This window comes from Methylobacillus sp. MM3 (assembly GCF_001645185.1).
Lineage (GTDB): Bacteria > Pseudomonadota > Gammaproteobacteria > Burkholderiales > Methylophilaceae > MM2.
This window is the reverse complement of the sequence record NZ_LXTQ01000030.1, coordinates 133,625-158,233: the sequence shown is the minus strand read 5'-3', so window position 1 is coordinate 158,233 and position 24,609 is coordinate 133,625. Positions and strand designations below refer to the sequence as shown.

Below are 24,609 nucleotides of genomic sequence, written 5' to 3'. Positions count from 1 at the left end.
CTTCGTTAGTGGTGGCCGACGACTTCGCCGGCTTTTAACCGATAGCGGGTGCCGCAATAAGGACACATTGCCCTGCCCGTTTCGGCAATATCGAGGAAGACGCGCGGGTGCGAACACCACAGCGCGACTTCGTCGGTCGGGCAATGCAGCGGCAAATCCTTGGCCGAGATTTCGATTTCGCGTCCGTCGTTAGCCATCGCGTTTCCTTAAACCAGTGTCAGCCAGCTTTGATGGCGAGGCGAACGCCCCATGACCGCATCAAAGAAGTTGGATTGCAGCTTTTCGGTAATCGGGCCGCGCGTGCCGTTGCCGATGGCACGGTTGTCCAGTTCGCGGATCGGTGTGACTTCGGCGGCAGTGCCGGTGAAGAAGGCTTCGTCGGCGGAATAGACTTCGTCGCGGGTGATACGCTTCTCGATAATCTGCAGGCCCATTTCGTCGGCCAGCTGGATAATCGTATCGCGCGTGATGCCTTCCAGCGCGCTGGTGAGATCTGGGGTGTACAACTTGCCGTTGCGGATGATGAAGACGTTTTCACCGGAACCTTCGGCCACGAAACCGTCCACATCCAGCAGCAAGGCCTCGTCGTAACCGTCCTGGGCTGCTTCCTGGTGCGCCAGGATGGAGTTCATGTAATTGCCGTTGGCCTTGGCCTTGCACATGGTGATATTCACGTGATGGCGAGCGAAAGAGGAGGTCTTGACGCGGATACCGTTCTCCAGCGCTTCCTTGCCGAGGTATGCGCCCCAAGCCCACGCGGCCACGATCACGTGCGTGGAAAGGGTCTTGGCGGAAATGCCCATGGCTTCGGCACCGTAAAATGCCATCGGACGCAGATAACCGGATTCCAGATTATTCTCGCGCACGGCGGCTTTTTGCGCTTCCATCAGGGTGGCCTTGTCGAACGGCATTTTCATGCCGAGGATATGGGCCGAGCGGAAAAGGCGGTCGGTATGTTCCTTGAGACGGAAAATGGCCGTGCCTTTTTCTGTTTTGTATGCGCGCACGCCTTCAAAAACGCCCATGCCGTAGTGCAGGGTGTGGGTCAGGACGTGGGTGGTGGCGTCACGCCACGGCACCATCTTGCCGTCATACCAAATCAGACCATCACGGTCGGCCATCGTTTTGGCCATAGCCATCTTGTATCTCCGGAACGTAAAAGCTTTAATTGTAAACGGAATCAACGACACTTGAACAGGGAAGGCGGCGCGGATGGCACGTATATTATTGGTCGGAACGGCTACGCTCGATCTGGTGTTCGGGCTGGACCATCACCCCGGCCCGGACGAAGAAATGCGTGCGCGTTCCTTGCGTATCTGTCGCGGCGGCAATGCGGCGAATACGGCGGTTGTGCTGAGCCGGCTCGGCCATCAGGTCGAGTTTTTGGGTGTGCTGGCCGATGCGCCTGAAACGGCCGTCATCGAGCGCGACCTTTCCGCGCATGGCGTGACATACGCACAATGTCCGCGCTTGCCGGGACGGCCGCCAACTTCCAGTATTTATCTGGATACAGGCAATCGCAGCATTGTGCATTATCGGGATTTGCCGGAACTCGCTGCCCAGGAGTTGCTGGGTGTCGATATCGCGGGATACGACTGGCTGCATTTCGAAGGCCGCAATATTGCGGCGTTGGCCGACATGATGGCCGATGCCCGTAACCGGGCTCCTGCGCTTCCGATATCGCTTGAACTGGAAAAACCGCGCGCAGGTCTGGAGGCGCTTTTCGGTTTTCCCGACTTGCTTATTTGCTCGCGAGGATTTGCCCTGCATCACGGCCATGAGGCGCCGCGGGATTTTTTGCATTGGATGTCGGGATGCGCTCCGCAGGCAACCGTGGTGGTTGCCTGGGGCGAGGCGGGGGCTTTTGGCTCGATGCCGGGCGGCCCGGTTTGTCACGCTCCCGCAATCAGGTTGACTGAGGTTGTCGATACCCTGGGTGCCGGCGATACCTTTAACGCCGGCATGCTCGATGCCATCACCAAGGCTGAGCCGCTTGATCGGGCTCTTGCTCAGGCGTGTGCGCTAGCGGGCCGTAAATGCGGTATTCATGGCTTCGATCTTTAAACCTTGTTGCAAAAAAACCACATTTCTTATATTTAAGATAAAAAGCTCCAGATAGATATTGAAATAATTTCTAGCCACAGTAGAATGAAATTAAAGATATGAATATCCTTAATTCCTTAATTGTTGACTGAAACGAGGGGCTTTAAAATGAAAAAAACATTATTGGCAGTTTTGATTGCTGCGTCGTTTGCACCTGCGGTTGCGATGGCTGAGCAGGGGGATTGGGTGGTGCGTCTGCGCGCTGCTCACATCAGTCCCGATGAGGATAGTAATTTGCGCGCCGATGCTCCTGGGGCCACTCTGACCGGCGAACTGACCGTCGATAGTAATACTATTCCCGAACTCGATATTTCTTATTATGTGACCAAGAATATTGCGCTGGAACTGATTCTGGCAACAGGTTCCAAGCATGACGTTAACCTGACCAAGCGTGCGATTAATGGTGTTCCTACTCCTTCATTGGATGCAAATCTTGGCGAAGTGAATCTACTGCCGCCGACCTTGACCGTGCAATGGCACTTTAATCCGGACCAGATGATCGACCCTTACGTGGGTATAGGCGTGAATTACACGCGCTTCCTGGACAAGAATTTGAGCCACCCGGTTGGCGGCGATATTGACGTGGATCGCAATAGCTGGGGTCCTGCCCTGCAGGCCGGTGTGGACATCAACCTGAAGGACGGCTGGCAGATCAATGCGGACGTGAAGAAGCTCTGGATTGATACCGATGTTCACTTCAGTCATGGCAATGGACTATTCCCCAAGCAGAAGATCGACAGCCTGGACATCGACCCGTGGGTGTTTGCCGTCGGCTTCGGCAAGAAGTTCTAAACGGGTCTAAAGATTGATTTTTCATACCTGATTTGATTCTCCCCTTTCCCGAGTAGGAAAAGGGGTTTTCTATCAGGTAGATAGATATGCAATCTGCATGCTACTGCGTGGTAGAATATCGCCCCCATTCATGAGGCGTGAACATGCGAAGCTGGTTGTGGTTATTGCTGTGCCTGTGCCTGGTCGCTTGCAATCGGCAGGCGGCCGAAGCGCCAAGGTTTGTCGGGACTGACATCAGCGGAGCGGAATTCGGCAACGCACTGGCCCTCACGGACCACCATGGCGCTCCCCGGACGCTGGCGGACTTCAGGGGCAAGGTGGTGGCGCTGTTTTTCGGGTATACCCATTGCCCGGATGTTTGCCCGACCACGATGGATGATTTGTCCAAGGCGTTGAAGCTGCTTCAAGGCAAGCGTTCCGAGGTGCAGGTGCTGTTTGTGACGCTGGACCCCGAGCGGGACACGCGGGAGGTGCTGGCGCAATACGTGCCTTCGTTTGACGAAAGTTTTATCGGTCTCTACGGAGATCTGGCCACGACAGAGCGGGTGGCGAAGGATTTCAAGCTGTTTTACAAGAAGCAGGCTTCGGGTGGGAAGGGCGGTTACACCATAGATCATAGCGCCGGCATCTATGTGTTCGATAAAAAAGGTGCGCTGAGGTTGTTCATGAATCACGGGCAAAAACCGCAGGACATTGCCAGCGATTTAAAGCAGTTGATGTAAACGGTGTTGGGTTGGAAGCGTTAAAGAGCGGTTTTCGGGTTGAAGTTTTGTATTAATGAGGAGAGAGTTAATGGCTACGACGAATGTCGTGACGAACGAGCAATATAACTACGATATTGTTCGCAAGTTCACCATCATGACGCTGGTCTGGGGTGCGGTCGGCATGCTGGTCGGGGTGTATATCGCTTCCGAACTGGCATTTCCGTTTTTGAATTTGGATACTCCGTATATCACATTTGGTCGACTGCGTCCGGTACACACCGGCGCCGTGATTTTCGGCTTCGGCGGTAGCGCTCTTTTCGCCACCTCGTACTATGTAGTGCAGCGCACCTGTCAGGCTCGCCTGTTTGGCGATGGCTTGGCCAATTTTACTTTCTGGGGCTGGCAGGCGATTATCGTCCTGGCCGCACTCGGCCATGTCATGGGTTACAGCCAGGGCCGCGAATATGCCGAAATGGCCTGGCCTGTGGACGTCCTGATCGCTGTGGTCTGGGTCGCCTATGCTGCCGTTTTCATCGGCACCATCATGAAGCGCAAACAGCCGCATATCTATGTGGCCAACTGGTTCTATCTTGCCTTCATCCTGGCAACCGCACTGCTGCATATTTTCAATAACCTGGCCATCCCGTACAGCCTTACAGGTTCCTACAGCCTGTTCTCCGGCGCGCAGGATGCCATGACGCAATGGTGGTACGGTCACAACGCCGTGGGCTTCTTCCTCACCGCAGCTTTCCTCGGCATGATGTACTACTTCGTGCCCAAGCAAGCCGGCCGGCCGGTCTACTCCTATCGTCTGTCCATCATTCACTTCTGGGCACTGATCTTTCTGTACATGTGGGCAGGTTCGCACCATCTGCATTGGACCGCGATTCCGGACTGGACTTCGACTCTGGCCGCAACGTTCTCCATCATGCTGCTGCTGCCTTCCTGGGGCGGCATGATCAACGGCATCATGACACTGTCCGGCGCATGGGAAAAACTGCGCACCGACCCGATCATGCGCTTCCTGATCGTTTCGCTATCCTTCTACGGCATGTCGACTTTCGAAGGTCCGATGATGTCCCTCAAGGACGTGAACGCGCTGTCGCACTATACCGACTGGACGGTGGGTCACGTGCACTCCGGCGCGCTGGGCTGGGTGGCAATGATCACCTTCGGCGCGATGTACCACCTGGTGCCCCGTCTGTGGAATACGCAGATTCATAATCCCAAGCTTATCAACGTCCATTTCTGGCTGGCGACCATCGGCATCCTGCTGTACATCGTCGCGATGTGGATCTCCGGCATCATGCAGGGTCTGATGTGGCGCGCCTTCGACGACTTCGGCAACCTGCAGTACTCGTTTGTCGAAACCGTGGCCGCGATGTTCCCCTTCTATGTGATGCGCGCGCTCGGCGGAGCCTTCTTCCTGACCGGCATGGTGATCATGTGCTACAACATGTTCAGGACCATCCGCAAGGGAAATGCCAATGTCGCTGCAAGCATCGCTACGGCTGCGGCATAACCGGATAGAGAGAGGTTGGAGCTAACATGAAACATGACAAAATTGAACGTAATATCGGCCTGATGGTGGTGTTGACCATGCTGGCGATCAGCGCCGGTGGCCTGGTTGAAATCATTCCGCTGTTCTTCATCAAGGATACGGTGGAAGTCGTCAAGACTGCCGACGGCAAGGACATGGTTCGTCCTTACACGCCGCTCGAGCAGCTTGGTCGCGACATCTATGTCCGCGAAGGCTGCTATACCTGCCACTCGCAGATGATTCGTCCGTTCCGCGACGAAGCCCTGCGTTACGGGCATTACTCACTGGCTGCGGAGTCCAAGTACGACCATCCGTTCCAATGGGGTTCCAAGCGTACCGGCCCCGACCTGGCGCGCGTGGGCGGCAAGTATTCGAACGACTGGCATGTGCAGCATTTGAACGCTCCGCGTTCCATGGTGCCCGAGTCCGTGATGCCTAACTACCCATGGCTGCTGGAAAACAGGCTGGACTACTCCAACGTCACGCAGCGTATGTCTGCTCTGCGCATGGTAGGTGTTCCCTACTCCAGCAATGAGGCCGAGTACAAGCGCAATGTCGACACCTTCGGTGAAGATGTCGCCAACACGCTGCGTATCGAAAAGGGAGAAGAAAATCTGATCAAGCAGGCCGGTACGGGCAATTTCGATAACAACAAGAGCGATGTTACCGAGATGGATGCTCTGGTTGCCTACTTGCAGGTCCTGGGCACGATGGTCGACTTCAAGCAGTTCGACGACGACTATTTCGCCAAATTCCGCTAGGAGAAGCAGACTATGGAATGGTTGATGTGGTTTACGCAGTTCGAGAACACCAAGCCTCTCGCATTGGTGATTTTCTTCACTGTCTTCTGTGCAGTCCTGTTCTACGTTTTCGGTAGCAGGCAGCGCGGAGCCAGGCTCGAGAGCTACAAGAACATGCCGTTCCTCGACGAACATCAGGATGTGAAGGGAAATTAATCATGGGGCAACAAACGACTAAAAATACTACGGGTCACGTCTGGGACGACGATCTGCAGGAACTGACCAATCCGTTGCCGAGATGGTGGCTGTGGACGTTCTATCTCACTGTCATCTTTTCGGTAATCTACTGGATCATGTATCCGGCCTGGCCAATCGGCAAGTCCTACACCAAGGGCGTCGAAGGGGTGAACACGATCAAGTACACCGCCAGGACCGTGGACGGCAAGGAAGTGCAGAAGGAAACGCACTGGAACATGCGCTCCAAGCTGATGGCTGAAACCAACGAAGCCGAAGCAAGGCAGAAGCAGTGGTTCGACAAAGTGGCAGCCACGCCGTATGAAGATGTTGCCAAGGACGCGGAACTGATGCAGTTCGTCAATTCCGCAGGCAAGACGCTGTTCTCCGACAATTGCGCGCCGTGCCATATGTCGGGCGGCCAGGGCAAGGTCACCTTCTCACCCAACCTGACGGACGACAGCTGGATCTTCGGTGGTACTTACGAAAAGATCCATCAGACCCTGACTGGCGGCCGTACGGGCTTCATGCCTCCATTCAAGGATATGCTGAAGGAAGAGCAAATCACGCAGTTGGCAAACTACGTGCTGAGCCTCTCCGGCGAAAAGGTCGATACCGCTGCTGCTGCGGCCGGTGCCGAGCTGTTCAAGAACCCGGGCGTGGGATGTTTCGTCTGCCACGGGCCTGACGCGAAGGGTAATCAGGACATGGGCTCCGCCAACCTGACCGACAAGATCTGGCTGTGGGCGAATGTGCCGGCACAGCAAGACGCAGCCGGCAAGGTGGAAGAGGTCAAGAAGGTGATCACCGGCGGCCTGTCTCGCGGTGTGATGCCCGCTTGGGGCGGCCGCCTGAAGCCGGAACAGATCAAGCTGTTGACGGTCTATGTCCACGACAGCCTGGGCGGCGGCAAGTAGCAAGACGTTGATACAAACGCCGTAGGTAACATTTACGAAGGGCTCGCGTTGCATACGTGGGCCTTTCTCTTTTGTGATTCGGAATACCCGGTTAGCAAATATAGGTAACTCAATGGCAACAGAATCAGAAGTCCATCTTTACCAGAAGCGCATCCCGATTTTTGTTCGTTCGGTAGAGGGAAAATTCCGTAGCTTCAAGACGGGTATCCTCGTGCTGGCCTATACGGTATTTTTTGCGTTGCCGTGGGTGCAGTGGAATCGCGCCAGTTCGGCCGATCAGGCCATTCTGTTCGATCTGATGTCCAAACGTTTTTATATCTTCGACCTCGTGGTGTATCCACAGGACATTTTCTGGCTGTCGATGCTGCTGTTCATCGCGGCGACGCTGCTGTTTTTCGTGACCGGCCTGGTTGGCCGTGCGTGGTGCGGCTATTTCTGCTTCCAGACGCTGTGGACCGATATGTTCATGCTGATCGAACACATGATCCAGGGCGAGCGCCCGGCACGCATGCGTTTATACAAACAGCCATGGAATGTTGAGAAAATCCTCAAGGTCGGTTCGTCGCACTTCTTCATGCTCCTGGTTTCGTTCTGGACCGGCATCACTTTTGCCGCCTATTTCGCCTACGCTCCGCAGTTGCTGCATGATTTCTTTACCGGCCAGGCGGCCGATGCTGCCTATATCACCGTCATTACGCTGACCATCACCACCTATGTCGCGGGCGGCATTGCACGCGAGCAAATCTGCAATTACATCTGTCCTTACTCCCGCTTCCAGAGCGTGATGTATGAGCAGGATACGCTGGCCGTCAGCTACGATACCCGCCGTGGTGAAGGTACCGCCGGACGTGCGCTGCCGAAAGAAGGTTTGCGCGCCCGCGAAGAGCGCCAGGCCAAGGGGCATGGCGACTGCATCGACTGTGGCTTCTGCGTGCAAGTCTGCCCGACCGGCATCGATATCCGCAACGGCCTGCAATATCAATGTATTTCCTGCGGCCTGTGTATCGATGCCTGCAACAACATCATGGATTCGGTTGGCTTCCCGCGTGGCCTGATCCGCTACGATTCCGAACGGAATCTGAAGAGCGAAACGCCCACCAGGCCTCACCTGGAGTGGAAGCGCTTGAAAGTGCTCGGTTACGCCGTGGCACTGTTACTCATGATCGGTGCGCTCACGTACAACATCGGCACACGCAGCGATGCCGAGGTGCGCGTGGAAAAGATACGCCAGCCGCTCTTCGTCAAGCTCGCGGACGGAAGCGTGCGTAACCGTTATCAGGTGCATATCGTTAACAAGACCGAGCTCGAAGAAACCTACAAGGTCGAGGTGCGTGGCATCCCGGCCAGCGCACTGGATCTGGGCGCGGTGACGACGATACGTGTCCGCGCCGGCAAGGATCTGCTGCTCAATGCCAAGGTGGATTTGCCGGAAGAGACGGCTGAGCATACGCACGAGTTCGAGTTCATGGTGACGCCCAATTCCGCTCCGAAGGAACCGATTGTGCGCAAGGTCGGATTCATTGGCGGGGAGGGCAAGTAACCATGCAGATGTCGATGACCCAAACCTTGTTTGGTGGCTTGCTGGCTGTAGTGTTCATTTTCATCATCGGAAGAAAATTGAATCTTTCCAGCTACTGGAGCGCCATTCTCGCAGGATTATTGCCTTTTCTTGGCTATCTCGGGTACGGCGTCAGCCATCCGCAAGACGGCGATGTGCTCGCCATTCATCTGGTGGTATTCATGGCGACTGCGGCCGTATTGGGAGTGTTCAGCATCACCTGGAAGAAAAAAGAAAAAATGCATTGGGCGCCCAAGCTCATCATCGCCTTTTTCATCATGCTGGCGATCCTGAATGCGGCCCTGCTCTCCGTTGCCACGCATGGTCTGCCAGACTGGGTGACAAGTCTGATCCTGCCCAGCGAGGATCAGCAGCAAGTGCATACCGTCTTTCCGGGCGTGATTCCGCATGACCGCAATAAGCTCTATGAGCCTCACCAGCAGCAAATCGAGCAGCAACGCCATCTTGGATGGCAAGTTGAAATGGAAGGCCTGGATGACCTGAAAGGCGGGGTCCGCCAAACGCTGAAGCTGACCTTGCGCGACGCCCAGGGCCAACCGATAGCCGCCGACCGCGTGATGCTCGGCTTCTGGCGCATGGCGAACAGCAAGGATGACCGCACGATGCGCTTGCAACCGGCTGGCGCAGGTATCTATCAGGGCGAAGCCATGCTGTCCGACGCTGGACGCTGGGTAGTGGAAATCCATATCGAGCGCGGCAAGGACGTCTATCACACCAAGAAGTCGCTGCTGGTTAACGATCCATCCTGAGCGGCCTGGCATATAGAATGAGCGCGGACACCGCCTGTTACCACTGCGGCCTGCCTGTTCCCGAGGCCAGCCCGTTTCATGCCGTCATCCTTGCCGAGACGCGCGAGCTTTGCTGCCACGGCTGTCAGGCCGTGGCCGAATCCATTGTCGAAAACGGTCTGGAGGATTATTACCGTTACCGCACAGAGATGCCGCAAAGCGTCGAGGAACTGGTTCCGGAAGAGCTGCGCAAGCTCGACCTGTACGATCATCCCGAAGTGCAGAAAAGCTTTGTTCTTGAAACGGGCGAGCATCTCAAGCAGGCTTCGCTGATTCTCGAAGGCATTACCTGCGCCGCCTGCATCTGGTTGAACGAGCGTCATCTGAAGCAGATTCCAGGCGTGCACGAAGTGAGTGTCAACTACGCCTCCCACCGCGCCCGCATCAGCTGGGACGAATCGCAGGTCAAGCTTTCCGCCATCCTCGCCGAAATCCGCAAGCTGGGATACCAGGCCCATCCCTTCAATGCACAGCAGCAGGAAGAGCGCCGTCAGGAAAGGCGCAAGGGCGATATTCGGCGGCTGGCGGTGGCCGGGATTTCCTCGGGACAGGTGATGATGCTCGCGGTCGCGCTCTACGCAGGCGACGTACAGGGCATGGAACTCGCTACCCGCGAGCTGCTCCGCTGGTTCAGCCTGCTGCTCACAGTCCCCGCCATCCTGTACTCGGCGTGGCCATTCTATCAATCGGCGTGGCGGGCGCTCATGCATCGCCAGGTCAACATGGATACCCCAATTACGCTGGGTGTGCTGGCGGGATTCTTCGGCAGCGTCTGGGCGACGATGGCGGGCGAAGGTGTGGTGTATTACGACACCATCACCATGCTGGTTTTCTTTCTGCTTGGCGCGCGCTTTCTGGAGCGCAACGCGCGCGAGAAATCCGTCGAAGCCGCCGAAAACCTGCTGCGCCTGGTGCCGGCCATGGCGACACGCGTCGGCGCCGATCAGCAACATGAGTTGGTGGCAGTGCACGAACTCTCCATCGGCGAACTGATCCTCGCCAAGCCGGGCGAAACCATAGCTGCAGACGGCGTGGTGGAAGAGGGTGAGAGCAACGCCGATGAATCGCTGCTCACGGGCGAAAGCCGCCCCTTGCCTAAGTCGCCCGGCGACCGTGTTTATGCCGGCAGCATCAACTACGAAAGCCCGCTGCTGATCCGCGTCAGCGGCGTCGGCGAGCAAACCGTGCTGGCCGGCATCGCCCGGCTGCTGGATCGCGCCCAGGCACAAAAACCCCGGCTGGCACAAATGGCCGACCGTCTGGCAAGCTGGTTTACTTATATCCTTCTTTTGCTGGTGGCAACTGTCGGCTGGTTCTGGTGGCGCATCGATCCTGCGCGCGCTTTCGAAATCATGCTGGCGGTGCTCGTGATCAGTTGTCCTTGCGCCTTGTCGCTGGCAGCTCCTGCGGCATTTGCCGCCGCCGGATCGCACCTGGTCAAACGCGGCGTGCTGCTCACGCGCGGCCATGCGCTCGAAACCCTGGCTCGCGCAACGCATTTCGTATTCGACAAAACGGGTACGTTGACCCTGGGTAAACCGGTGCTGCTGCAAACTATCGCCATCGGTGGCAAATCCGCTGAAGAGTATCTGCTGTTGGCGGCAAGCCTGGAGCAAGCCTCGGAACACCCGTTGGCGCAAAGTTTTCTGCAAGCCGCCCAAGGGCGAACCTTGCCGGTGGTGACGGACAGCGAAAATCTGCCGGGCAAGGGCGTTGCCGGGACGATAGCCGGGCAGCGTTATCTGGTGGGGAATGCGGCTGTGAACCCCATGCTCTCGACGCAATGCCGGCTGGACGCGGATGACATCCCGCCGGGCGCGACGCTGGTTTGGCTTAGCGATAGCGAGAGAGTGCTGGCCGCCTTCGTGATTGCCGACACACTGCGCCCGCAGGCCGTCGAAATGATCTCGCAACTGCGTCAGCGCGGTTTGCGCGTGTCCATACTCAGCGGCGACTCGGCCGACGCCGTTGCCCATCACGCGCAGGTTCTGGGTGTCGATGACTGGCAGGCCGACCTCGGGCCGGAGCAAAAGCTGGCTGCATTGCAAAAACTGCAACAGGGCGGTGAAATCGTCGCGATGGTCGGCGACGGCATCAACGACGCGCCAGTGCTGGCCGGAGCCCAGGTGTCGATTGCCATGGGCAGCGGCACGCAAATGGCGCGCACCAGTGGCGATATCGTGTTGCTGACGGAAAATCTGCTGGAAATCGAACATGCCGTGACGACAAGCCGTTTCGGCATGAGCGTCATCAAGCAGAATTTCGGCTGGGCGCTCGGCTATAACCTGCTGGCAATTCCGTTTGCGGCCACCGGATTCATTTCACCGTGGCTGGCGGCGTTGGGGATGTCGGTGAGTTCGCTGGTGGTGGTGCTGAATGCGCTGCGGTTACGCTGATTTTATTCCCTCTCGGGGAAAGGGCTAGAGTGGGGGGAAGCTGGTATTTTCTGGCTTTCTGCATTCGGTTTCGTATGGCAGATGAGAAGGCGTTATCCGCTGGAGGCAGGGTTAGGCGTTCCCATATGACAGAACACTGCGCCCATCCGCCTTACACGAGTTCGGGCTTACCTAAAAGTGTTTCCGGATTCAATATTGAGGTAAAGCCTGTTATCTCTGTGAAGTCCACCGCAATAGGTGAAGTAGACGGGCTGGTTTTTATGGTTGATAACAGATTTATACCATCCACCTTGCTCTTGTAACTCACCTAAATTGCATGTCCCAGAATTTACGAGTAAAAGTGTGGAACTGACAAAACGGTCTTCGTATTTCTGAAAGTCATCAGAATTCGCAATGGCTTGGCGCACATTATCTGCTGTGACAGGCTCACTTTTGTAACAACCCGCGCTGATAAATGAAATACATATCAGAACAAGGGAATGTGTAATATTTCGATTCATGTTAAATGCTTTCACGTTTCAATGAGGGCAAGTAATTATGAGCGTTTTCTGTCAAACCAAATGTAACTCCGCCGAAATCTCTTTTAACTCCTTCCGTGCGGCCTCATAGTCCGGGCACAGCTTCTTCACCCAAGCCCAGAATTTCGGACTATGGTTCATCTCCTTCAAATGCGCCAGTTCATGCGCGACCACGTAATGGATGATATGCGGCGGTGCCTGGATCAGGCGCCAGTTCAGACGTATTTCGCCACGTGAATTGCAGCTTCCCCAGCGGGTTCTGGCGCTGGAGAGATACAAGGGTGGAGTGGGCACGCCCAGCTTGGCGGCGAGCAGCTCGATGCGTCGCGTGAAGTCCGGGCGAGATTGCCTGGCGAGCCATTGGACGACTTTGCGTTGCACAGCTTGGGCGTCATTTGGGTTGGGCAGGGCAAGGTGGAGGCGGCTGCCGTCGAAGTCTGCGGCGCGGCTCTTTGTGTCCTGGCGCAGGGACAGTCGAATTTCCTGACCTAAATAGCGCAGAGTTGCGCCATCCTGCCATTCCATGGCGGCCGGGCGGTCTTGCCATTTGGCGAGTTTGCGGGTGATCCAGTCGGATTTGTCCAGCAGCAGGCTTTCCACGGTGTGCTGCGGAACTCGCTTGGGGATGTGAACCGTGAGGCCTTTCTCGTCGATCTGCAGTCCGATGGTGCGGCGGCGGGCGCTGACTTTGAGGAGATAGGGGATGCTGTGTCCGTTGGCGAGTTTGAGTTGCCGTTCGCTCACAGGGTATTCAGTCGGGGCATTTCAGCCTCGATCCATTCTTCGACTTTTTTGTTCAGCTCGTCTGTTTTCATGCCGGTGGCGTCGATGGGCTTGCCGATGCTGACAGTGATAATTCCTGCTCGCTTGAGCAGGCTGTTTTTGCGCCAGAACTCGCCAGCGTTATGGGCGACCGGGACGACCGTGGCGTTCGTATGTGTCGCGAGCCATGCGCCGCCGATGTGGTATTTGCCGCGTTCGCCCGGTGCGATGCGGGTGCCTTCCGGAAAGATCACGACCCACAGGCCGCGTTGCAGGCGCTTCTTGCCTTGGCTGACCAGTTGCTTTAGTGCTTCGCGGCCGGCGGAGCGGTCGATGGCGATGGCGGAGAGTGCGGCCAGCGCCCAGCCGAAAAAGGGCAGCCACAGCAGTTCGCGCTTCAGCACCCAGATTTGCGGCGGAAAGATGGTCTGAAAGGCGATGGTTTCCCATGCCGATTGATGCTTGGCGAGCACCACGCACGGATGGCCGGGGATGTTCTCGCGCCCGATGACGCGGTATTCCAGGCTGCAGGTCAATTTCAGCCACCACATGATGAAATGCGCCCAGCCGCCGACAATGCGGCTGCGGGTGACGGCGGGAAGGGGAATCAGCAGGATAGCCAGCAACGCGAAAGGCGGAATCGTCAGCCACATGCCCAGATTAAAAATCAGCGAACGCAGTCGTATCATGAAGGGCGATTACAGGAATAAAACGGCAGAAAACCCGACAGCAATCAACTGATGCCCCACGGAGTTCGCTCGTAGATGATGCGCTGTACCGCTTCGGCGAGATCGGCGCAGACCCAGGTGCCCTCGGGCAGATTGCCGGTTTCGAGTGTTTTTTCGCCCTTGCCGGTGCGCACCAGGATAGGCTGCGCGCCGACCGCGACGCTGGCTTGCAGGTCGCGCAACGAATCGCCCACGCTGGGCACGCCGCGCAGGTCTTCCGAAAAGCGGCGGGATATTTCTTCCATCATGCCGGGCTTGGGTTTGCGGCAGTTGCAGTTGTCGTCCGCCGCGTGCGGGCAGTAGAACAATGCGTCGATGCGGCCGCCGAATTGCCCCAGCGCGCGATGCATCTTGTCGTGGATAGCGTTCAGCGTCGTCATGTCGAACAGGCCGCGGCTGATGCCGGACTGGTTGGTTGCCAACGCCACGCGAAAACCGGCCTGATTCAATTGGGCAATGGCTTCCAGACTGCCGGGGATGGGTTTCCATTCGTCCGGGCTCTTGATGAATTGCGGGCTGTCGTAATTGATGACGCCGTCGCGGTCGAGAATGACGAGTTTCATGCCTGGGGTCGCTTGCCTGCGAAAATAAGCCTCAAGTTTACGCTGCCAGCCTGGAAAGATCAGCTACGCGATTCATGGCCTGGTGCAGCGTCGCCAGCAGGCCCAGGCGATTGGCGCGCAGGGTCGGGTCGTCGGCGTTCACCATCACATTGTCGAAAAAGTCGTCCACGGGCGCCTTGAGCGCGGCCAGGGCTTGCAGCGAGGCGGTGTAGTCACCTTTTTCGAACGCGGCGTCAGCTTGGGGTGCGACTGCCGACAATGCTTGATGCAGTGCAGATTCGGCGGTTTCCTTCAGCAATGCGGCGTTCACCTTCGCCTCCACCGTGCCTTCGGCTTTTTTCAGGATATTGCCGACGCGCTTGTTCGCGGCAGCGAGGCTTTCGGCCTCGGGCAGCGTGGAGAATGCGCGCACGGCTTCGAGGCGTTGCGCGATGTCTTGCAGTACTTGCGGATGGAGGGCGATAACGGCGTCCACTTCCTGCGGCGTGTAACCTTGCTCGCGCAGGTTGCCGGCCAGACGTTCGAAGATGAAGTCCGTAAGTTGGGCCGTCGGGTTCTGGATCTTGTCGCCGAACGCTTCGGCAGCATGTTGCAGCAGCGTATCCAGCGACAGCGGCAGTTGCTTGTCGATCAGGATGCGGATCACGCCCAGCGCGTGGCGGCGCAGGGCAAACGGATCCTTGTCGCCGGTGGGAATCTGCCCGATGCCGAACAGGCCGACCAGCGTTTCCAGTTTATCCGCCAGAGCGACGGCGGTACCGGTGGCGTTGCGCGGCAATGCATCGCCGGCAAAGCGCGGCTTGTAGTGGTCTTCGATCGCATCGGCGACGTCTTCCGACAGGCCGTCGTGACGGGCGTAGTAAGCGCCCATGATGCCTTGCAGCTCCGGAAATTCGCCGACCATGTCAGTCAGCAAGTCGGTTTTCGCCAGTTGCGCGGCCTGGTCGGCGGAAGCCGCCAGCGCGTCGTCGCCAATCTGCTGGGCGATGGCGCGAGCGATCTTGCGCACGCGCTCCATGCGTTCGCCCTGCGTGCCTAGCTTGTTGTGGTAAACCACCTTGTCCAGCCCGGCGACGCGCGACTCCAGCGTCTTTTTACGGTCCTGATCGAAGAAGAACTTGGCGTCGGCGAGGCGCGGGCGCACCACGCGCTCGTTGCCGCCAATCACCGCGCTGGTGTCGACCGGACGAATGTTGGAGACGATCAGGAACTTGTTGGTCAGCTTGCCGTTGCCGTCCAGTAGCGGAAAGTATTTCTGGTTGGCCTTCATCGTCAGGATCAGGCATTCCTGCGGCACTTCGAGGAAGGCTTCCTCGAACTGGCCGAGCAGCACATTGGGGCGTTCGACTAGCGCGGTGACTTCGTCCAGCAGCGCGTCGTCCTCGATGGGGGCGAGCCCTTCCTTCGCGGCGGCTTCGGTCAGCTGGCGTACGATTTCAGCGCGGCGCGCATCGAAGCCGGCGATCACGGCGCCTTCGGTGGCCAGTTGCGTCGCGTAGGTGTCGGCATTCTTCAGGCGTACCGGATGATGCGTCGCCTCGAAGCGATGGCCTTGCGTCATGTTGCTCGAAGCCAGGCCCAGCGTGGCGATGGGCACCACGTCGTCGCCGTGAAGGGCCACCAGGCCGTGCGCTGGACGCACGAAGTTGACATTGCTCCAGCCGTCGTCCAGCTGATAGGTCATCACCTTAGGAATCGGCAGTTTGGCCAGCGCTTCGTCCAGCGCTTTTTGCAGGCCGTCGGCCAGTTTTGCGCCGGGCATGATGACATCGAGGAACAGCACGTCGGTCTTGCCGTCGTATTCGCGCTTGAGTTGCGACACAACGGCCGCGTCGGCGCCTACCGCAGCCAGTTTCTTGAGCAAGGCGGGTGTTGCCTGGCCGTTGGCATCCAGACCGACGCTTGCCGGCATCAGTTTTTGCGAGACCGGCTTGTCGGCGGCTTGTGCTGCGACGTCGGTGACATGGGCCGCCAAGCGACGGGGAGAGGCGAATGGAGTGACAGCGGATTGATCGCTCGCGAGACCTTGCGCTTTCAGGCTCTCAAACAGCTTCGCGGCAAATTCTTCGCCCAGCTTTTTCAGGGCCTTGGGCGGCAGCTCTTCGACAAACAATTCGACCAATAGATTGCGGATACTCATGCTCATGCGGCTTTCTTGTCCATTTGCGCCAGTACTTCATCGGCCCAGTTTCTGGGCGCCATCGGGAATCCGAGCCGCGCGCGGCTTTCCAGATAGGCCTGCGCGACGCTGCGTGCCAGGTTGCGGATACGGCCGATGTAAGCGGCGCGCTCGGTGACGGAAATCGCGCCGCGGGCATCCAGCAGGTTGAAGGTGTGCGCGGCCTTGAGCACTTGCTCGTAGGCGGGCAGCGCCAGTTGCTGTTCCATCAGGTATTGCGCTTCTTTCTCGTGACTGCCGAAGGCGCCGAGCAGGAAATCGACATCGCTATGCTCGAAGTTGTAGGCGGATTGCTCGACTTCGTTCTGGTGGTAGACGTCGCGGTATTTGAGGCCCTCGGTCCAATCGAGGTCGAACACGTTGTCCACACTTTGCAGATACATCGCCAGACGTTCTAGACCGTAAGTGATCTCGCCGGTGATCGGACGGCAGTTGATGCCACCGACTTGCTGGAAATAGGTGAATTGCGTGACTTCCATGCCGTTCAGCCAGACTTCCCAACCCAGGCCCCATGCGCCCAGCGTGGGATTTTCCCAGTCGTCTTCGACGAAGCGGATGTCGTTCTTGCGCAGGTCGAAACCCAGCGCTTCGAGCGAGCCGAGGTAGAGTTCGAGGATATTGGCCGGTGCCGGCTTCAGCACCACCTGAAATTGGTAGTAATGCTGCAAGCGGTTCGGATTCTCGCCGTAGCGGCCATCCTTGGGGCGGCGGCTGGGCTGCACGTAGGCGGCTTTCCACGGCTCGGGGCCGAGCGCGCGGAGAAAGGTCGCGGTGTGGCTGGTGCCGGCCCCGACTTCCATGTCATAGGGTTGCAGCAGGGCGCAGCCTTGCTTGTCCCAGTATTGTTGCAGGGTGAGTATGATCTGTTGGAAAGTCAGCATTGGAGGTGGCTGTTCTTGTTTTGCAAAAGGGCTTGATTTTACTTCTTTTTGCGCCCCCACAAAAGCCCGAATGCCAGCACGATCAGCGTCACCGCCGGCCAGTTGCCGAATCGCACGTAGGGCGTCGTGCCGGTATAGCCCTGCGCCATGCCGGTGAGGGCTGTCGTGGTGAAATGCGGCGCTTCGGCGACGATCATTCCATTGGGTGCGACGATGGCGGTAGCGCCGGTATTGGTGGCGCGCAGCATCATGCGGGCGGTTTCCATCGCGCGCGTCTGCGATATCTGCAAATGCTGGTGCGCCGCCAGCGAACGGCCGTACCACGCATCGTTGCTGGCGTTGACCAACAGCGTCGCAGCGGGTAGCTGGCGGATGATCTCCTCGCCGAAGACATCTTCGTAGCAGATATTGACGGCGACTTTCTGCCCGGCGATGGCAAGCGGTTGCTGATATTTGGGGCCGGACGAAAGATCGGAGAGCGGAATGTGCAGCAAATCGTTGTAAATCCAGCCCAGCGCCGCTTTGAATGGAATGAATTCGCCGAATGGCACTAGATGGAATTTGCTGTACTTCTGCGTGGGCGCGTTGCCTACGCTGAACATGCTGTTGAAATATTCATCGCCAACTGCCTCTGGCGCGCCAACGAGCGTGTCGCCGCCTAACGCCTTGGCGGGCTCGGCCAGCGCTTGCAGATAGTCCTGCGGCACCTGATGCCACAGCAGCGGCAATGCGGTTTCCGGCAGTACGACCAGTTGCGCAGGGTATTGCCGGGCGAGGCTCAGGTAAGTGCGCAGCGTGTTGCGGATTTCCTCCGGCTGCCATTTCATGTCCTGCGAAACATTGCCTTGCAGCAGGCTGACCGTGACAGGCGCACCGACGGGCGTGCTCCAGGCGATCTGCTTCAGCCCGCTGCCGCCGACCCAGAAAGAAAACAGCGCAATCAGCAACGGCCGCCGGCTAGCTCCGCCCAATAAACCGGCCACAATCGCAGCACTTGCTGCGGCTGCCAGCGAAATTCCGAACACCCCAACAATGGGCGCCAGTCCGGCCAGCGGGCTGTAGGGCACTTGCGAATAGCCCAGGGTCATCCATGGAAAGCCGGTAAAAATCCAGTTGAGCACCCACTCCATCAACACCCAGGCGAAGGGCATGGCATAGGCGCGAAGATGAACGAAGCGTGCGCTCACCCATCCGGCAGTCGCCGGAAACAGCGCCAGAAACGCGCAATATGCCGCTGTCGCGAAGACCGCTGCCGGCATCGGCATGCCGCCGAAATCATGCAGGCTGACGTAAATCCATGAAACGCCGGCGCCAAACAATCCCAGGCCGTAGAAATAGCCGAGTTGGAATATCTGCTTGGGAGATTCGGCCTTGTGCCAGAGCATGAACAGCCCGGCCAGCGTCAGGATGGGAATGGGGTAGAGGTAAAACGGCGCGTAGCCCAGCACGGCCAACGCACCCAGTCCGAATGCCGCCAGACGCTGGCGGAAAGGTGTTGCAAGGAGTTTGTGCACGGTTAAGGCGGTGTTGTTTTTGATAGCCCCATTATCCCGGAAATGCGTGTTCAAGGGCTGACGTTTACGATCAGGCCAAGTTGCCTTATGCGGCCTGCGAGCGTATTCATCCAGGTTTCCGTCAGGCGAGACAAGCGCGGTGCTTCGGGTTGCATCGATGGGCGCGCCAGGCCGTAAAGATGAACACCGGCGATGACATCGGCCGCTTGCCGCAGCAGATCGAGATAGGCTTCGATTTCGTGGTCTTGCGGCGGCTCGCCGTCGAGCGCGAAAATGCAGGTCTGTACCCATGTCGGGCATTGTTGCGCGCACAGCCGCAGCCGTTCGAGCACTCCTTGCGGGTTGAGGCGGACATCGTTGATGCGGGCGATGCCTTCTTGTGTGGCTGCGTCTACCTTGAACCAGACTTCGCCATTGCATTTGCCGAGATGGGCGATGGCGTCGAGCACGCCGGGTTTCTCTATCAGACTGCCGTTGGTGATCAGGCGCAGGCGGATTTCTCCCGCGAGATCGAGGTCGCGCATGACACGATCTGCGATGACGATGGACTGTGCGAATTCGTGAGAGCTGGTCGGCTCGCCATTGCCGGAGAACGCGATGTCTTTCAGGCGGCGCCTTTCCTCTGGCACACGTTCCTGCATGAAGCTGCCGTTCAGCACGTCGTTCAGCATCTGACGCAATTCGCGCTCAAGCTGCGCCAGGTCGACTTCAGGGGCTGCACCGCGCGTGAGGTCGGGTACCTGGCAGTAGATGCAGCGCCAGTTGCAGGCGTTGTTCGGATTGAGGTTGATGCCGATGGAGATGCCGTGCGCGCGCCGCGAGACAACCGGATAGACATAGGTCATGCCGGCGCTGTCGCGGTCGTGATCCGTGGTGTCGAGTTGCGGCTTGGGTGTGTTCATGACGGCATCGCTTGTGCAAAACGCAAAATTTGGAGTAATTTAAATCCTGATCAAGCGAATATATTAATCGAAAGGGATGCAAAACTCTGCGTTATGCGCGGGTTGCATTGTTATCATTTTTTTCTGGCACATGAGGGAGGTTTCAATGTTCACGGAGTTCAAAAAGTTTGCCATGCGTGGCAATGTGGTGGATATGGCGGTCGGTATCATTATCGGCGCGGCATTTGGTGCCATTGTCAAATCCCTGGTGGATGATTTGATCATGCCGCCCATCGGTTTGTTGCTTGGCAATGTCGATTTTGCCAACCTCTTTCTGGTGCTGAAGGAAGGAGCGACGCCCGAACCTTATGCTTCGCTGGATGCGGCTAAGAAGGCGGGGGCGGTGACGCTGAATTACGGAGTGTTCATCAATGCCATCGTAAGTTTTACCATCGTCGCATTTGCGGTGTTCATGCTGGTGCGTGCGGTGAACAAACTCAAAGCTGCAGAAGAAGAGGCACCGGCCGAGCCTGCAACCAAGGATTGCCCCTATTGCTTTACTGCAATCCCGATCAAGGCGAAGCGGTGCCCCAACTGTACTTCAGAGCTTTAAAAATTACTGTTGAATAATCTCAGGATCGACGGCGGTCGGCTCTCCCGAACCGTCGTCATCCATCGTGCTGAAAACAACCGTAACCACCTGGTCCCCCACGAAATCAAGTTCGGTTGTCTTGTAGTAATCGCCGTTTACGGCGGTGTTCAGATAGTGGTAATGCCAGATGGAACCCATGACCTCGCCGGTTTCGTCATCTTTCACATCAACGACGCGGGCCGGCTCGCCCAGGTGCTCGATAATCTGGGCTTTGTTGGCGGTTTGGATGTGCGCAACGAATTCATGTTCACTCAAGGGAATTTCATCGCCGCCTGCCATGGCTACGCCGGACAGGCTGGCGAGAAATGCTGCGGTAAGGACTCTCATGGTCTGCTCCCGGAAAGAGTGCAATGTCCTTGATAGGAGGATTCCGCATCAGGAAAGTTCCCTCTGGCCTGTGGGGAAAACGTTATATATCAGGCTTCTGCTGCCGCAGGGGTTTCCTCGATGTGTTCGACCAGCAGCGAATGCACGCGCCGACTATCAGCGCGCAGTACGGTGAACCTGAATCCATCGAAAACCACCTGCTCCGCGCGTTTGGGTAAATGACCGAATTTGCTTACCACCAGGCCGCCGATAGTCGAAAACTCCTCATCGCTGAATTCCACGCCCAGGGCCTCGTTGAAATCGGTGATTTCGGTGAGCGCCTTGACGCGGAACCGGCCGCTGGCATCGCGGAAGATATTGTCCTCGGTTTCGTCGTAGTCGTACTCGTCCTCGATATCGCCGACAATCTGCTCCAGCACGTCTTCAATGGTCACCATGCCGGCCACGCCGCCGTATTCGTCGACGACGATGGCGATATGGTTGCGGTTGCCGCGAAATTCCTTGAGCAACACATTGAGGCGCTTGGATTCGGGGATGAACACCGCCGGGCGCAGCATGTCGCGCACTTCGAAGTCTTCGCCTGCGTAGTAGCGCAGCAAGTCCTTGGCGAGCAGGATGCCGAGGATGTCGTCCTTGTTTTCGCCAATCACGGGAAAGCGCGAGTGCGCGGTTTCAATGACGAAAGGGATGAATTTTTCGGGCGGATCGGTAATGTCGATCACATCCATCTGCGAGCGCGGGATCATGATGTCGCGCACCTGCATTTCAGAAACTTGAAGCACGCCCTCGATCATCGAGAGGGCGTCTGCATCGAGCAGGTTGCGTTCGTAAGAAGAATGGAGGAGTTCTACCAGTTGTTCGCGGTCTTCCGGCTCCCGCAGAAGCAGGTGCGAAATACGTTCCAGCCAGGTGTGTTTACTACTGTCATCCGCCATGTGTTATGGCTTCCTTTTCAATATGATAAGGGTCAGCATAGCCCAGTTTTGTGATGATTTGTGTTTCAAGAGATTCCATCACGGAGGCCTCTTCATCGGTTTCGTGGTCATAGCCCTGCAAGTGCAGCACGCCGTGTACGGTGAGATGCGCGTAATGGGCCTCAAGCGGCTTGTCTTGCTCCAGCGCCTCTTTTTCGATCACGGCATGGCACAGGACGATATCGCCCATCAGTACCGGCTCATCAGCGAGTGGGAAGGTAAGCACGTTGGTGGCGTAATCCTTGCCGCGATAGTCGCGGTTAAGTTCGCGGCCTTCGGCTTCATCGACCAGGCGCAGCGCGACTTCGGCGTCTTCTTCCAGCCCAGCAAGCGCCCATTTCCTGAATTGGGCGCGTGTCGGGGCGTTTTCGGGCTTTACTGCATATTGCACGGCCAATTCGAGCCTGGGTTTTTTCGCGGCAGGACTACTCATGTGTCTGGCCCTGCTCATAACGCTCGTAGGCGTTGATGATTTTCTGCACCAGCGGATGGCGCACCACGTCGTCCGACAGGAATTGGGTCATCGCGATGCCGCGCACGTCCTTCAGCACCTTCTGCGCTTCCACCAGGCCGCTCTTCTGGCCGCGGGCGAGGTCAATCTGCGTCACGTCGCCGGTAATGACGGATTTGGTGCCGAAACCGATACGCGTCAGGAACATCTTCATCTGCTCCGGCGTGGTGTTCTGCGCTTCATCGAGAATAATGAAGCTCTGGTTCAGCGTGCGGCCGCGCATATAGGCGAGCGGGGCGACTTCGATCGCGTTGCGCTCGAACATCTTGTGTACGGTGTCGAAGCCCATCAGGTCGTAAAGCGCGTCGTACAGCGGGCGCAGATAGGGGTCGACCTTCTGTGCGAGATCGCCGGGCAAAAAGCCCAGCCGCTCGCCGGCTTCCACCGCGGGGCGTACCAGCACGATGCGTTTCACGCGGTCGCGCGTCAGCGCATCCACGGCGCTGGCAACGGCGAGGTAGGTTTTGCCTGTGCCGGCCGGGCCGATGCCGAAGGTGATGTCGAACTCCTGAATTTGCTGGAGATATTCGATCTGGCGCGGCGTGCGGCCATGCAGGTCGGAGCGGCGCGTCATCAGCACCGGCATCGCGGCGGTCGCAATGGATTCCGGATTGAGCTTGCCAACTTCCACCAGGCCGAGCTGGACGTCTTCCAGGCTGATCGGTTTTCTGGCTCGACCGTAAAAATCCTGCAGCAGTTGCGAAGCCAGGCGAATATTGGTCGTGTCGCCGGAAAGCTTGAAATTCGCACCGCGCCGGGCAATGCCGACTTCGAGTGCGTCTTCGATCTGTTTCAGGTTTTCGTCCAGCACGCCGCAAAGGTTTGCCAGGCGAAGATTGTCTTCGGGGGTAAAGTCGATTTCCAAGGCGCTATCCATTGACCAGCTCGCCGCGCAAGCTATGCGGCATCGCTTCAGTGATACGTACTGTGGCAAAGCTGTTGATCAGCTCGGCCGGGCCGTCGAAATTGACGATGCGATTGTTGTCGGTGCGGCCAGCCAGCTGGTTTGCATCCTTGCGGGATGTGCTTTCGATCAACACGCGCTGCATGGTGCCGACCATTTTCTGGCTATTTTCAAAGCCCATTTTTTCGATCAAGGCCTGCAGGCGTTCCAGCCGCGCCTGTTTCACTTCCTGCGGCGTATCGTCAGACAGATAGGCGGCGCCGGTGCCGGGGCGCGGGCTGTAGATGAAGCTGAAACTGTAGTCGAATCCGACATCCTCGATCAGTTTCATCGTCGCTTCGAAGTCAGCATCGGTTTCGCCGGGGAAGCCGATGATGAAGTCCGACGACAGGTGCAGATCGGGCCGCGCGGCGCGCAATTTGCGGATGATGGATTTGTATTGCAGCCCGGTGTAGTTGCGCTTCATGGCTGCCAGTATCCGATCGGAACCGGCTTGAACCGGCAAGTGCAGGTGCGACACCAGCTTGGGCAGCCTGGCGAACGCCTCGATCAGTGCCGGACTCATTTCGTTCGGGTGCGAGGTGGTGTAGCGCAGGCGCTCGATGCCGGGGATTTCATGCAGATATTCGAGCAGAAGCGCGAGATCGGCGATTTCGCCATTCTCCATCGTGCCGCGATAACCGTTCACGTTCTGTCCCAGCAGGGTCAGTTCCTTCACGCCTTGCTGCGCCAGTTGCGCGGCTTCAAGCAGCACGTCGTCGAACGGGCGCGAGACTTCTTCGCCGCGGGTGTAGGGCACTACGCAGAAAGTGCAGTACTTACTGCAGCCTTCCATGATCGACAGGAAGGCGGTGGCGCCTTCGACGCGCGGCGGCGGCAGGCGGTCGAATTTTTCGATTTCCGGAAAGCGGATGTCCACTTGCGAGCGCCCGGAATTGCGCTTTTCGGCGATCAATTCTGGCAAACGGTGCAGGGTTTGCGGGCCGAATACGATGTCCACATAAGGCGCGCGGTCGACGATGGCCTGGCCTTCCTGGCTGGCCACGCAGCCGCCGACGCCGATTACGAGGTTGGGATTGTTCTGCTTCAACTGCCGGTAGTGGCCGAGCTGACTGAACACCTTCTCCTGCGGTTTCTCGCGCACCGAGCAGGTGTTGATCAGGATGAGGTCGGCTTCTTCGGGATTCTCGGTTTGCTGCATGCCTTCCGTGGCCTGCATCAGGTCCGCCATTCGCGACGAGTCGTACTCGTTCATCTGGCAGCCGAAGGTTTTGATAAATACTTTTTTGGTTGCGCTCATGGCCGGTTCGCCGATCTGCGCAAGGGGTTGGTGAGTTGCAAAATGTCTCTATAAAACAGTCGAGTAAGGCGCCATTATAGTTAACGCAAGCGAGGATGGCAACGCGGGTTTGAGGTAGACAG

General features: G+C 57.7%; 25 protein-coding genes. 11 read left to right on the top strand and 14 right to left on the bottom strand.

Going from position 1 to position 24,609, the window contains the following annotated elements:
* Nucleotides 1-5: 5 nt before the first annotated feature.
* Nucleotides 6-197, bottom strand: coding sequence for a zinc-finger domain-containing protein (locus A7976_RS09605; RefSeq protein ID WP_067110740.1), 192 nt, complete (start codon nucleotides 195-197; stop codon nucleotides 6-8).
* A 9-nt stretch (nucleotides 198-206) separates the two neighbouring features.
* A complete protein-coding gene (locus A7976_RS09600) occupies nucleotides 207-1,121 on the bottom strand; it encodes a branched-chain amino acid transaminase (RefSeq protein ID WP_067111158.1) in 915 nt (304 codons plus the stop codon).
* 91 nt (nucleotides 1,122-1,212) lie between these two features.
* Here A7976_RS09600 and A7976_RS09595 point away from each other — a divergent pair, with 91 nt between their 5' ends.
* From A7976_RS09595 to A7976_RS09550, 10 genes are all read left to right on the top strand, one after another.
* The gene (locus A7976_RS09595) at nucleotides 1,213-2,064 is read left to right on the top strand and encodes a PfkB family carbohydrate kinase (protein ID WP_067110737.1); all 852 of its coding nucleotides are present in this window, start codon (nucleotides 1,213-1,215) and stop codon (nucleotides 2,062-2,064) included.
* 147 nt (nucleotides 2,065-2,211) lie between these two features.
* A complete protein-coding gene (locus tag A7976_RS09590) occupies nucleotides 2,212-2,895 on the top strand; it encodes an OmpW family protein (protein ID WP_067110734.1) in 684 nt (227 codons plus the stop codon).
* A gap of 143 nt (nucleotides 2,896-3,038) precedes the next feature.
* On the top strand, nucleotides 3,039-3,617 hold the full coding sequence (locus A7976_RS09585; protein WP_067110732.1) for an SCO family protein: 579 nt from the start codon (nucleotides 3,039-3,041) through the stop codon (nucleotides 3,615-3,617).
* Between the two features lie 70 nt (nucleotides 3,618-3,687).
* Nucleotides 3,688-5,121, top strand: coding sequence for a cytochrome-c oxidase, cbb3-type subunit I (ccoN, locus tag A7976_RS09580; RefSeq protein ID WP_067110729.1), 1,434 nt, complete (start codon nucleotides 3,688-3,690; stop codon nucleotides 5,119-5,121).
* A gap of 26 nt (nucleotides 5,122-5,147) precedes the next feature.
* A complete protein-coding gene (gene ccoO, locus A7976_RS09575) occupies nucleotides 5,148-5,900 on the top strand; it encodes a cytochrome-c oxidase, cbb3-type subunit II (RefSeq protein WP_067110726.1) in 753 nt (250 codons plus the stop codon).
* A gap of 12 nt (nucleotides 5,901-5,912) precedes the next feature.
* Nucleotides 5,913-6,095: a cbb3-type cytochrome c oxidase subunit 3 gene (locus A7976_RS09570; RefSeq protein WP_067110724.1), complete on the top strand. Its 183-nt coding sequence runs from the start codon at nucleotides 5,913-5,915 to the stop codon at nucleotides 6,093-6,095.
* Nucleotides 6,096-6,097: 2 nt separating this feature from the next.
* Nucleotides 6,098-7,030 carry a cytochrome-c oxidase, cbb3-type subunit III gene (ccoP, locus tag A7976_RS09565; protein ID WP_067110721.1) on the top strand — a complete coding sequence of 311 codons (933 nt, stop codon included), beginning with the start codon at nucleotides 6,098-6,100 and terminating at the stop codon, nucleotides 7,028-7,030.
* A 112-nt stretch (nucleotides 7,031-7,142) separates the two neighbouring features.
* Complete coding sequence (gene ccoG, locus A7976_RS09560; RefSeq protein WP_067110718.1) at nucleotides 7,143-8,570, top strand: cytochrome c oxidase accessory protein CcoG; 1,428 nt, start codon at nucleotides 7,143-7,145, stop codon at nucleotides 8,568-8,570.
* A 14-nt stretch (nucleotides 8,571-8,584) separates the two neighbouring features.
* Nucleotides 8,585-9,358 carry a FixH family protein gene (locus A7976_RS09555; protein ID WP_067111155.1) on the top strand — a complete coding sequence of 258 codons (774 nt, stop codon included), beginning with the start codon at nucleotides 8,585-8,587 and terminating at the stop codon, nucleotides 9,356-9,358.
* Between the two features lie 17 nt (nucleotides 9,359-9,375).
* On the top strand, nucleotides 9,376-11,793 hold the full coding sequence (locus A7976_RS09550) for a heavy metal translocating P-type ATPase (protein WP_067110716.1): 2,418 nt from the start codon (nucleotides 9,376-9,378) through the stop codon (nucleotides 11,791-11,793).
* A gap of 551 nt (nucleotides 11,794-12,344) precedes the next feature.
* Here the strand turns inward: A7976_RS09550 and A7976_RS09545 are convergent.
* The 7 genes from A7976_RS09545 to A7976_RS09515 are packed head-to-tail and all read right to left on the bottom strand — an operon-like array spanning nucleotide 12,345 to nucleotide 19,840.
* Nucleotides 12,345-13,055 carry a M48 family metallopeptidase gene (locus A7976_RS09545; RefSeq protein ID WP_067110713.1) on the bottom strand — a complete coding sequence of 237 codons (711 nt, stop codon included), beginning with the start codon at nucleotides 13,053-13,055 and terminating at the stop codon, nucleotides 12,345-12,347.
* Complete coding sequence (locus A7976_RS09540) at nucleotides 13,052-13,762, bottom strand: 1-acyl-sn-glycerol-3-phosphate acyltransferase (protein WP_067110710.1); 711 nt, start codon at nucleotides 13,760-13,762, stop codon at nucleotides 13,052-13,054. Before A7976_RS09540 ends, A7976_RS09545 begins: the two co-directional genes overlap by 4 nt.
* 44 nt (nucleotides 13,763-13,806) lie before the next feature.
* Entirely contained in the window at nucleotides 13,807-14,364 is a 558-nt protein-coding gene (gmhB, locus tag A7976_RS09535) for a D-glycero-beta-D-manno-heptose 1,7-bisphosphate 7-phosphatase (protein ID WP_067110708.1), read from the bottom strand.
* Between the two features lie 37 nt (nucleotides 14,365-14,401).
* Entirely contained in the window at nucleotides 14,402-16,504 is a 2,103-nt protein-coding gene (gene glyS, locus A7976_RS09530; RefSeq protein ID WP_067110705.1) for a glycine--tRNA ligase subunit beta, read from the bottom strand.
* A 2-nt stretch (nucleotides 16,505-16,506) separates the two neighbouring features.
* On the bottom strand, nucleotides 16,507-17,424 hold the full coding sequence (glyQ, locus tag A7976_RS09525; protein ID WP_067110702.1) for a glycine--tRNA ligase subunit alpha: 918 nt from the start codon (nucleotides 17,422-17,424) through the stop codon (nucleotides 16,507-16,509).
* A gap of 38 nt (nucleotides 17,425-17,462) precedes the next feature.
* Nucleotides 17,463-18,938 carry an apolipoprotein N-acyltransferase gene (gene lnt / locus A7976_RS09520; RefSeq protein ID WP_067111151.1) on the bottom strand — a complete coding sequence of 492 codons (1,476 nt, stop codon included), beginning with the start codon at nucleotides 18,936-18,938 and terminating at the stop codon, nucleotides 17,463-17,465.
* 50 nt (nucleotides 18,939-18,988) lie between these two features.
* A complete protein-coding gene (locus A7976_RS09515; RefSeq protein WP_067110699.1) occupies nucleotides 18,989-19,840 on the bottom strand; it encodes a radical SAM protein in 852 nt (283 codons plus the stop codon).
* A 145-nt stretch (nucleotides 19,841-19,985) separates the two neighbouring features.
* On the opposite strand from A7976_RS09515, the gene mscL reads away from it, so the two are divergent.
* Nucleotides 19,986-20,432 carry a large conductance mechanosensitive channel protein MscL gene (gene mscL / locus A7976_RS09510; protein ID WP_067110696.1) on the top strand — a complete coding sequence of 149 codons (447 nt, stop codon included), beginning with the start codon at nucleotides 19,986-19,988 and terminating at the stop codon, nucleotides 20,430-20,432.
* Nucleotides 20,433-20,435: 3 nt separating this feature from the next.
* Here the strand turns inward: mscL and A7976_RS09505 are convergent, their stop codons facing one another.
* The 5 genes from A7976_RS09505 to miaB all read right to left on the bottom strand — a co-directional run bounded on the left by A7976_RS09505 (nucleotide 20,436) and on the right by miaB (nucleotide 24,487).
* Nucleotides 20,436-20,798, bottom strand: coding sequence for a hypothetical protein (locus A7976_RS09505; protein WP_067110693.1), 363 nt, complete (start codon nucleotides 20,796-20,798; stop codon nucleotides 20,436-20,438).
* An 89-nt stretch (nucleotides 20,799-20,887) separates the two neighbouring features.
* A complete protein-coding gene (locus A7976_RS09500; RefSeq protein ID WP_067110691.1) occupies nucleotides 20,888-21,733 on the bottom strand; it encodes an HlyC/CorC family transporter in 846 nt (281 codons plus the stop codon).
* Nucleotides 21,723-22,205: an rRNA maturation RNase YbeY gene (ybeY, locus tag A7976_RS09495; RefSeq protein ID WP_067110688.1), complete on the bottom strand. Its 483-nt coding sequence runs from the start codon at nucleotides 22,203-22,205 to the stop codon at nucleotides 21,723-21,725. The genes A7976_RS09500 and ybeY overlap by 11 nt, the downstream gene beginning before the upstream one ends.
* The gene (locus A7976_RS09490) at nucleotides 22,198-23,148 is read right to left on the bottom strand and encodes a PhoH family protein (RefSeq protein WP_067111148.1); all 951 of its coding nucleotides are present in this window, start codon (nucleotides 23,146-23,148) and stop codon (nucleotides 22,198-22,200) included. Before A7976_RS09490 ends, ybeY begins: the two co-directional genes overlap by 8 nt.
* A gap of 4 nt (nucleotides 23,149-23,152) precedes the next feature.
* Entirely contained in the window at nucleotides 23,153-24,487 is a 1,335-nt protein-coding gene (gene miaB / locus A7976_RS09485; protein ID WP_067110687.1) for a tRNA (N6-isopentenyl adenosine(37)-C2)-methylthiotransferase MiaB, read from the bottom strand.
* Nucleotides 24,488-24,609 lie beyond the last annotated feature (122 nt).

What these genes read in the sequence shown, in the direction of transcription:
- A7976_RS09500 (WP_067110691.1), bottom strand. Translation starts at nt 21,733, where the DNA reads ATGGCGGATGACAGTAGTAAACACACCTGGCTGGAACGTATTTCGCAC.
- ccoO (WP_067110726.1), top strand. Translation starts at nt 5,148, where the DNA reads ATGAAACATGACAAAATTGAACGTAATATCGGCCTGATGGTGGTGTTG.
- ybeY (WP_067110688.1), bottom strand. Translation starts at nt 22,205, where the DNA reads ATGAGTAGTCCTGCCGCGAAAAAACCCAGGCTCGAATTGGCCGTGCAA.
- A7976_RS09555 (WP_067111155.1), top strand. Translation starts at nt 8,585, where the DNA reads ATGACCCAAACCTTGTTTGGTGGCTTGCTGGCTGTAGTGTTCATTTTC.
- ccoN (WP_067110729.1), top strand. Translation starts at nt 3,688, where the DNA reads ATGGCTACGACGAATGTCGTGACGAACGAGCAATATAACTACGATATT.
- A7976_RS09515 (WP_067110699.1), bottom strand. Translation starts at nt 19,840, where the DNA reads ATGAACACACCCAAGCCGCAACTCGACACCACGGATCACGACCGCGAC.
- glyQ (WP_067110702.1), bottom strand. Translation starts at nt 17,424, where the DNA reads ATGCTGACTTTCCAACAGATCATACTCACCCTGCAACAATACTGGGAC.
- A7976_RS09585 (WP_067110732.1), top strand. Translation starts at nt 3,039, where the DNA reads ATGCGAAGCTGGTTGTGGTTATTGCTGTGCCTGTGCCTGGTCGCTTGC.
- glyS (WP_067110705.1), bottom strand. Translation starts at nt 16,504, where the DNA reads ATGAGTATCCGCAATCTATTGGTCGAATTGTTTGTCGAAGAGCTGCCG.
- ccoP (WP_067110721.1), top strand. Translation starts at nt 6,098, where the DNA reads ATGGGGCAACAAACGACTAAAAATACTACGGGTCACGTCTGGGACGAC.
- A7976_RS09570 (WP_067110724.1), top strand. Translation starts at nt 5,913, where the DNA reads ATGGAATGGTTGATGTGGTTTACGCAGTTCGAGAACACCAAGCCTCTC.
- A7976_RS09540 (WP_067110710.1), bottom strand. Translation starts at nt 13,762, where the DNA reads ATGATACGACTGCGTTCGCTGATTTTTAATCTGGGCATGTGGCTGACG.
- A7976_RS09505 (WP_067110693.1), bottom strand. Translation starts at nt 20,798, where the DNA reads ATGAGAGTCCTTACCGCAGCATTTCTCGCCAGCCTGTCCGGCGTAGCC.
- gmhB (WP_067110708.1), bottom strand. Translation starts at nt 14,364, where the DNA reads ATGAAACTCGTCATTCTCGACCGCGACGGCGTCATCAATTACGACAGC.
- A7976_RS09550 (WP_067110716.1), top strand. Translation starts at nt 9,376, where the DNA reads ATGAGCGCGGACACCGCCTGTTACCACTGCGGCCTGCCTGTTCCCGAG.
- A7976_RS09595 (WP_067110737.1), top strand. Translation starts at nt 1,213, where the DNA reads ATGGCACGTATATTATTGGTCGGAACGGCTACGCTCGATCTGGTGTTC.
- ccoG (WP_067110718.1), top strand. Translation starts at nt 7,143, where the DNA reads ATGGCAACAGAATCAGAAGTCCATCTTTACCAGAAGCGCATCCCGATT.
- mscL (WP_067110696.1), top strand. Translation starts at nt 19,986, where the DNA reads ATGTTCACGGAGTTCAAAAAGTTTGCCATGCGTGGCAATGTGGTGGAT.
- A7976_RS09590 (WP_067110734.1), top strand. Translation starts at nt 2,212, where the DNA reads ATGAAAAAAACATTATTGGCAGTTTTGATTGCTGCGTCGTTTGCACCT.
- A7976_RS09605 (WP_067110740.1), bottom strand. Translation starts at nt 197, where the DNA reads ATGGCTAACGACGGACGCGAAATCGAAATCTCGGCCAAGGATTTGCCG.
- miaB (WP_067110687.1), bottom strand. Translation starts at nt 24,487, where the DNA reads ATGAGCGCAACCAAAAAAGTATTTATCAAAACCTTCGGCTGCCAGATG.
- A7976_RS09600 (WP_067111158.1), bottom strand. Translation starts at nt 1,121, where the DNA reads ATGGCCGACCGTGATGGTCTGATTTGGTATGACGGCAAGATGGTGCCG.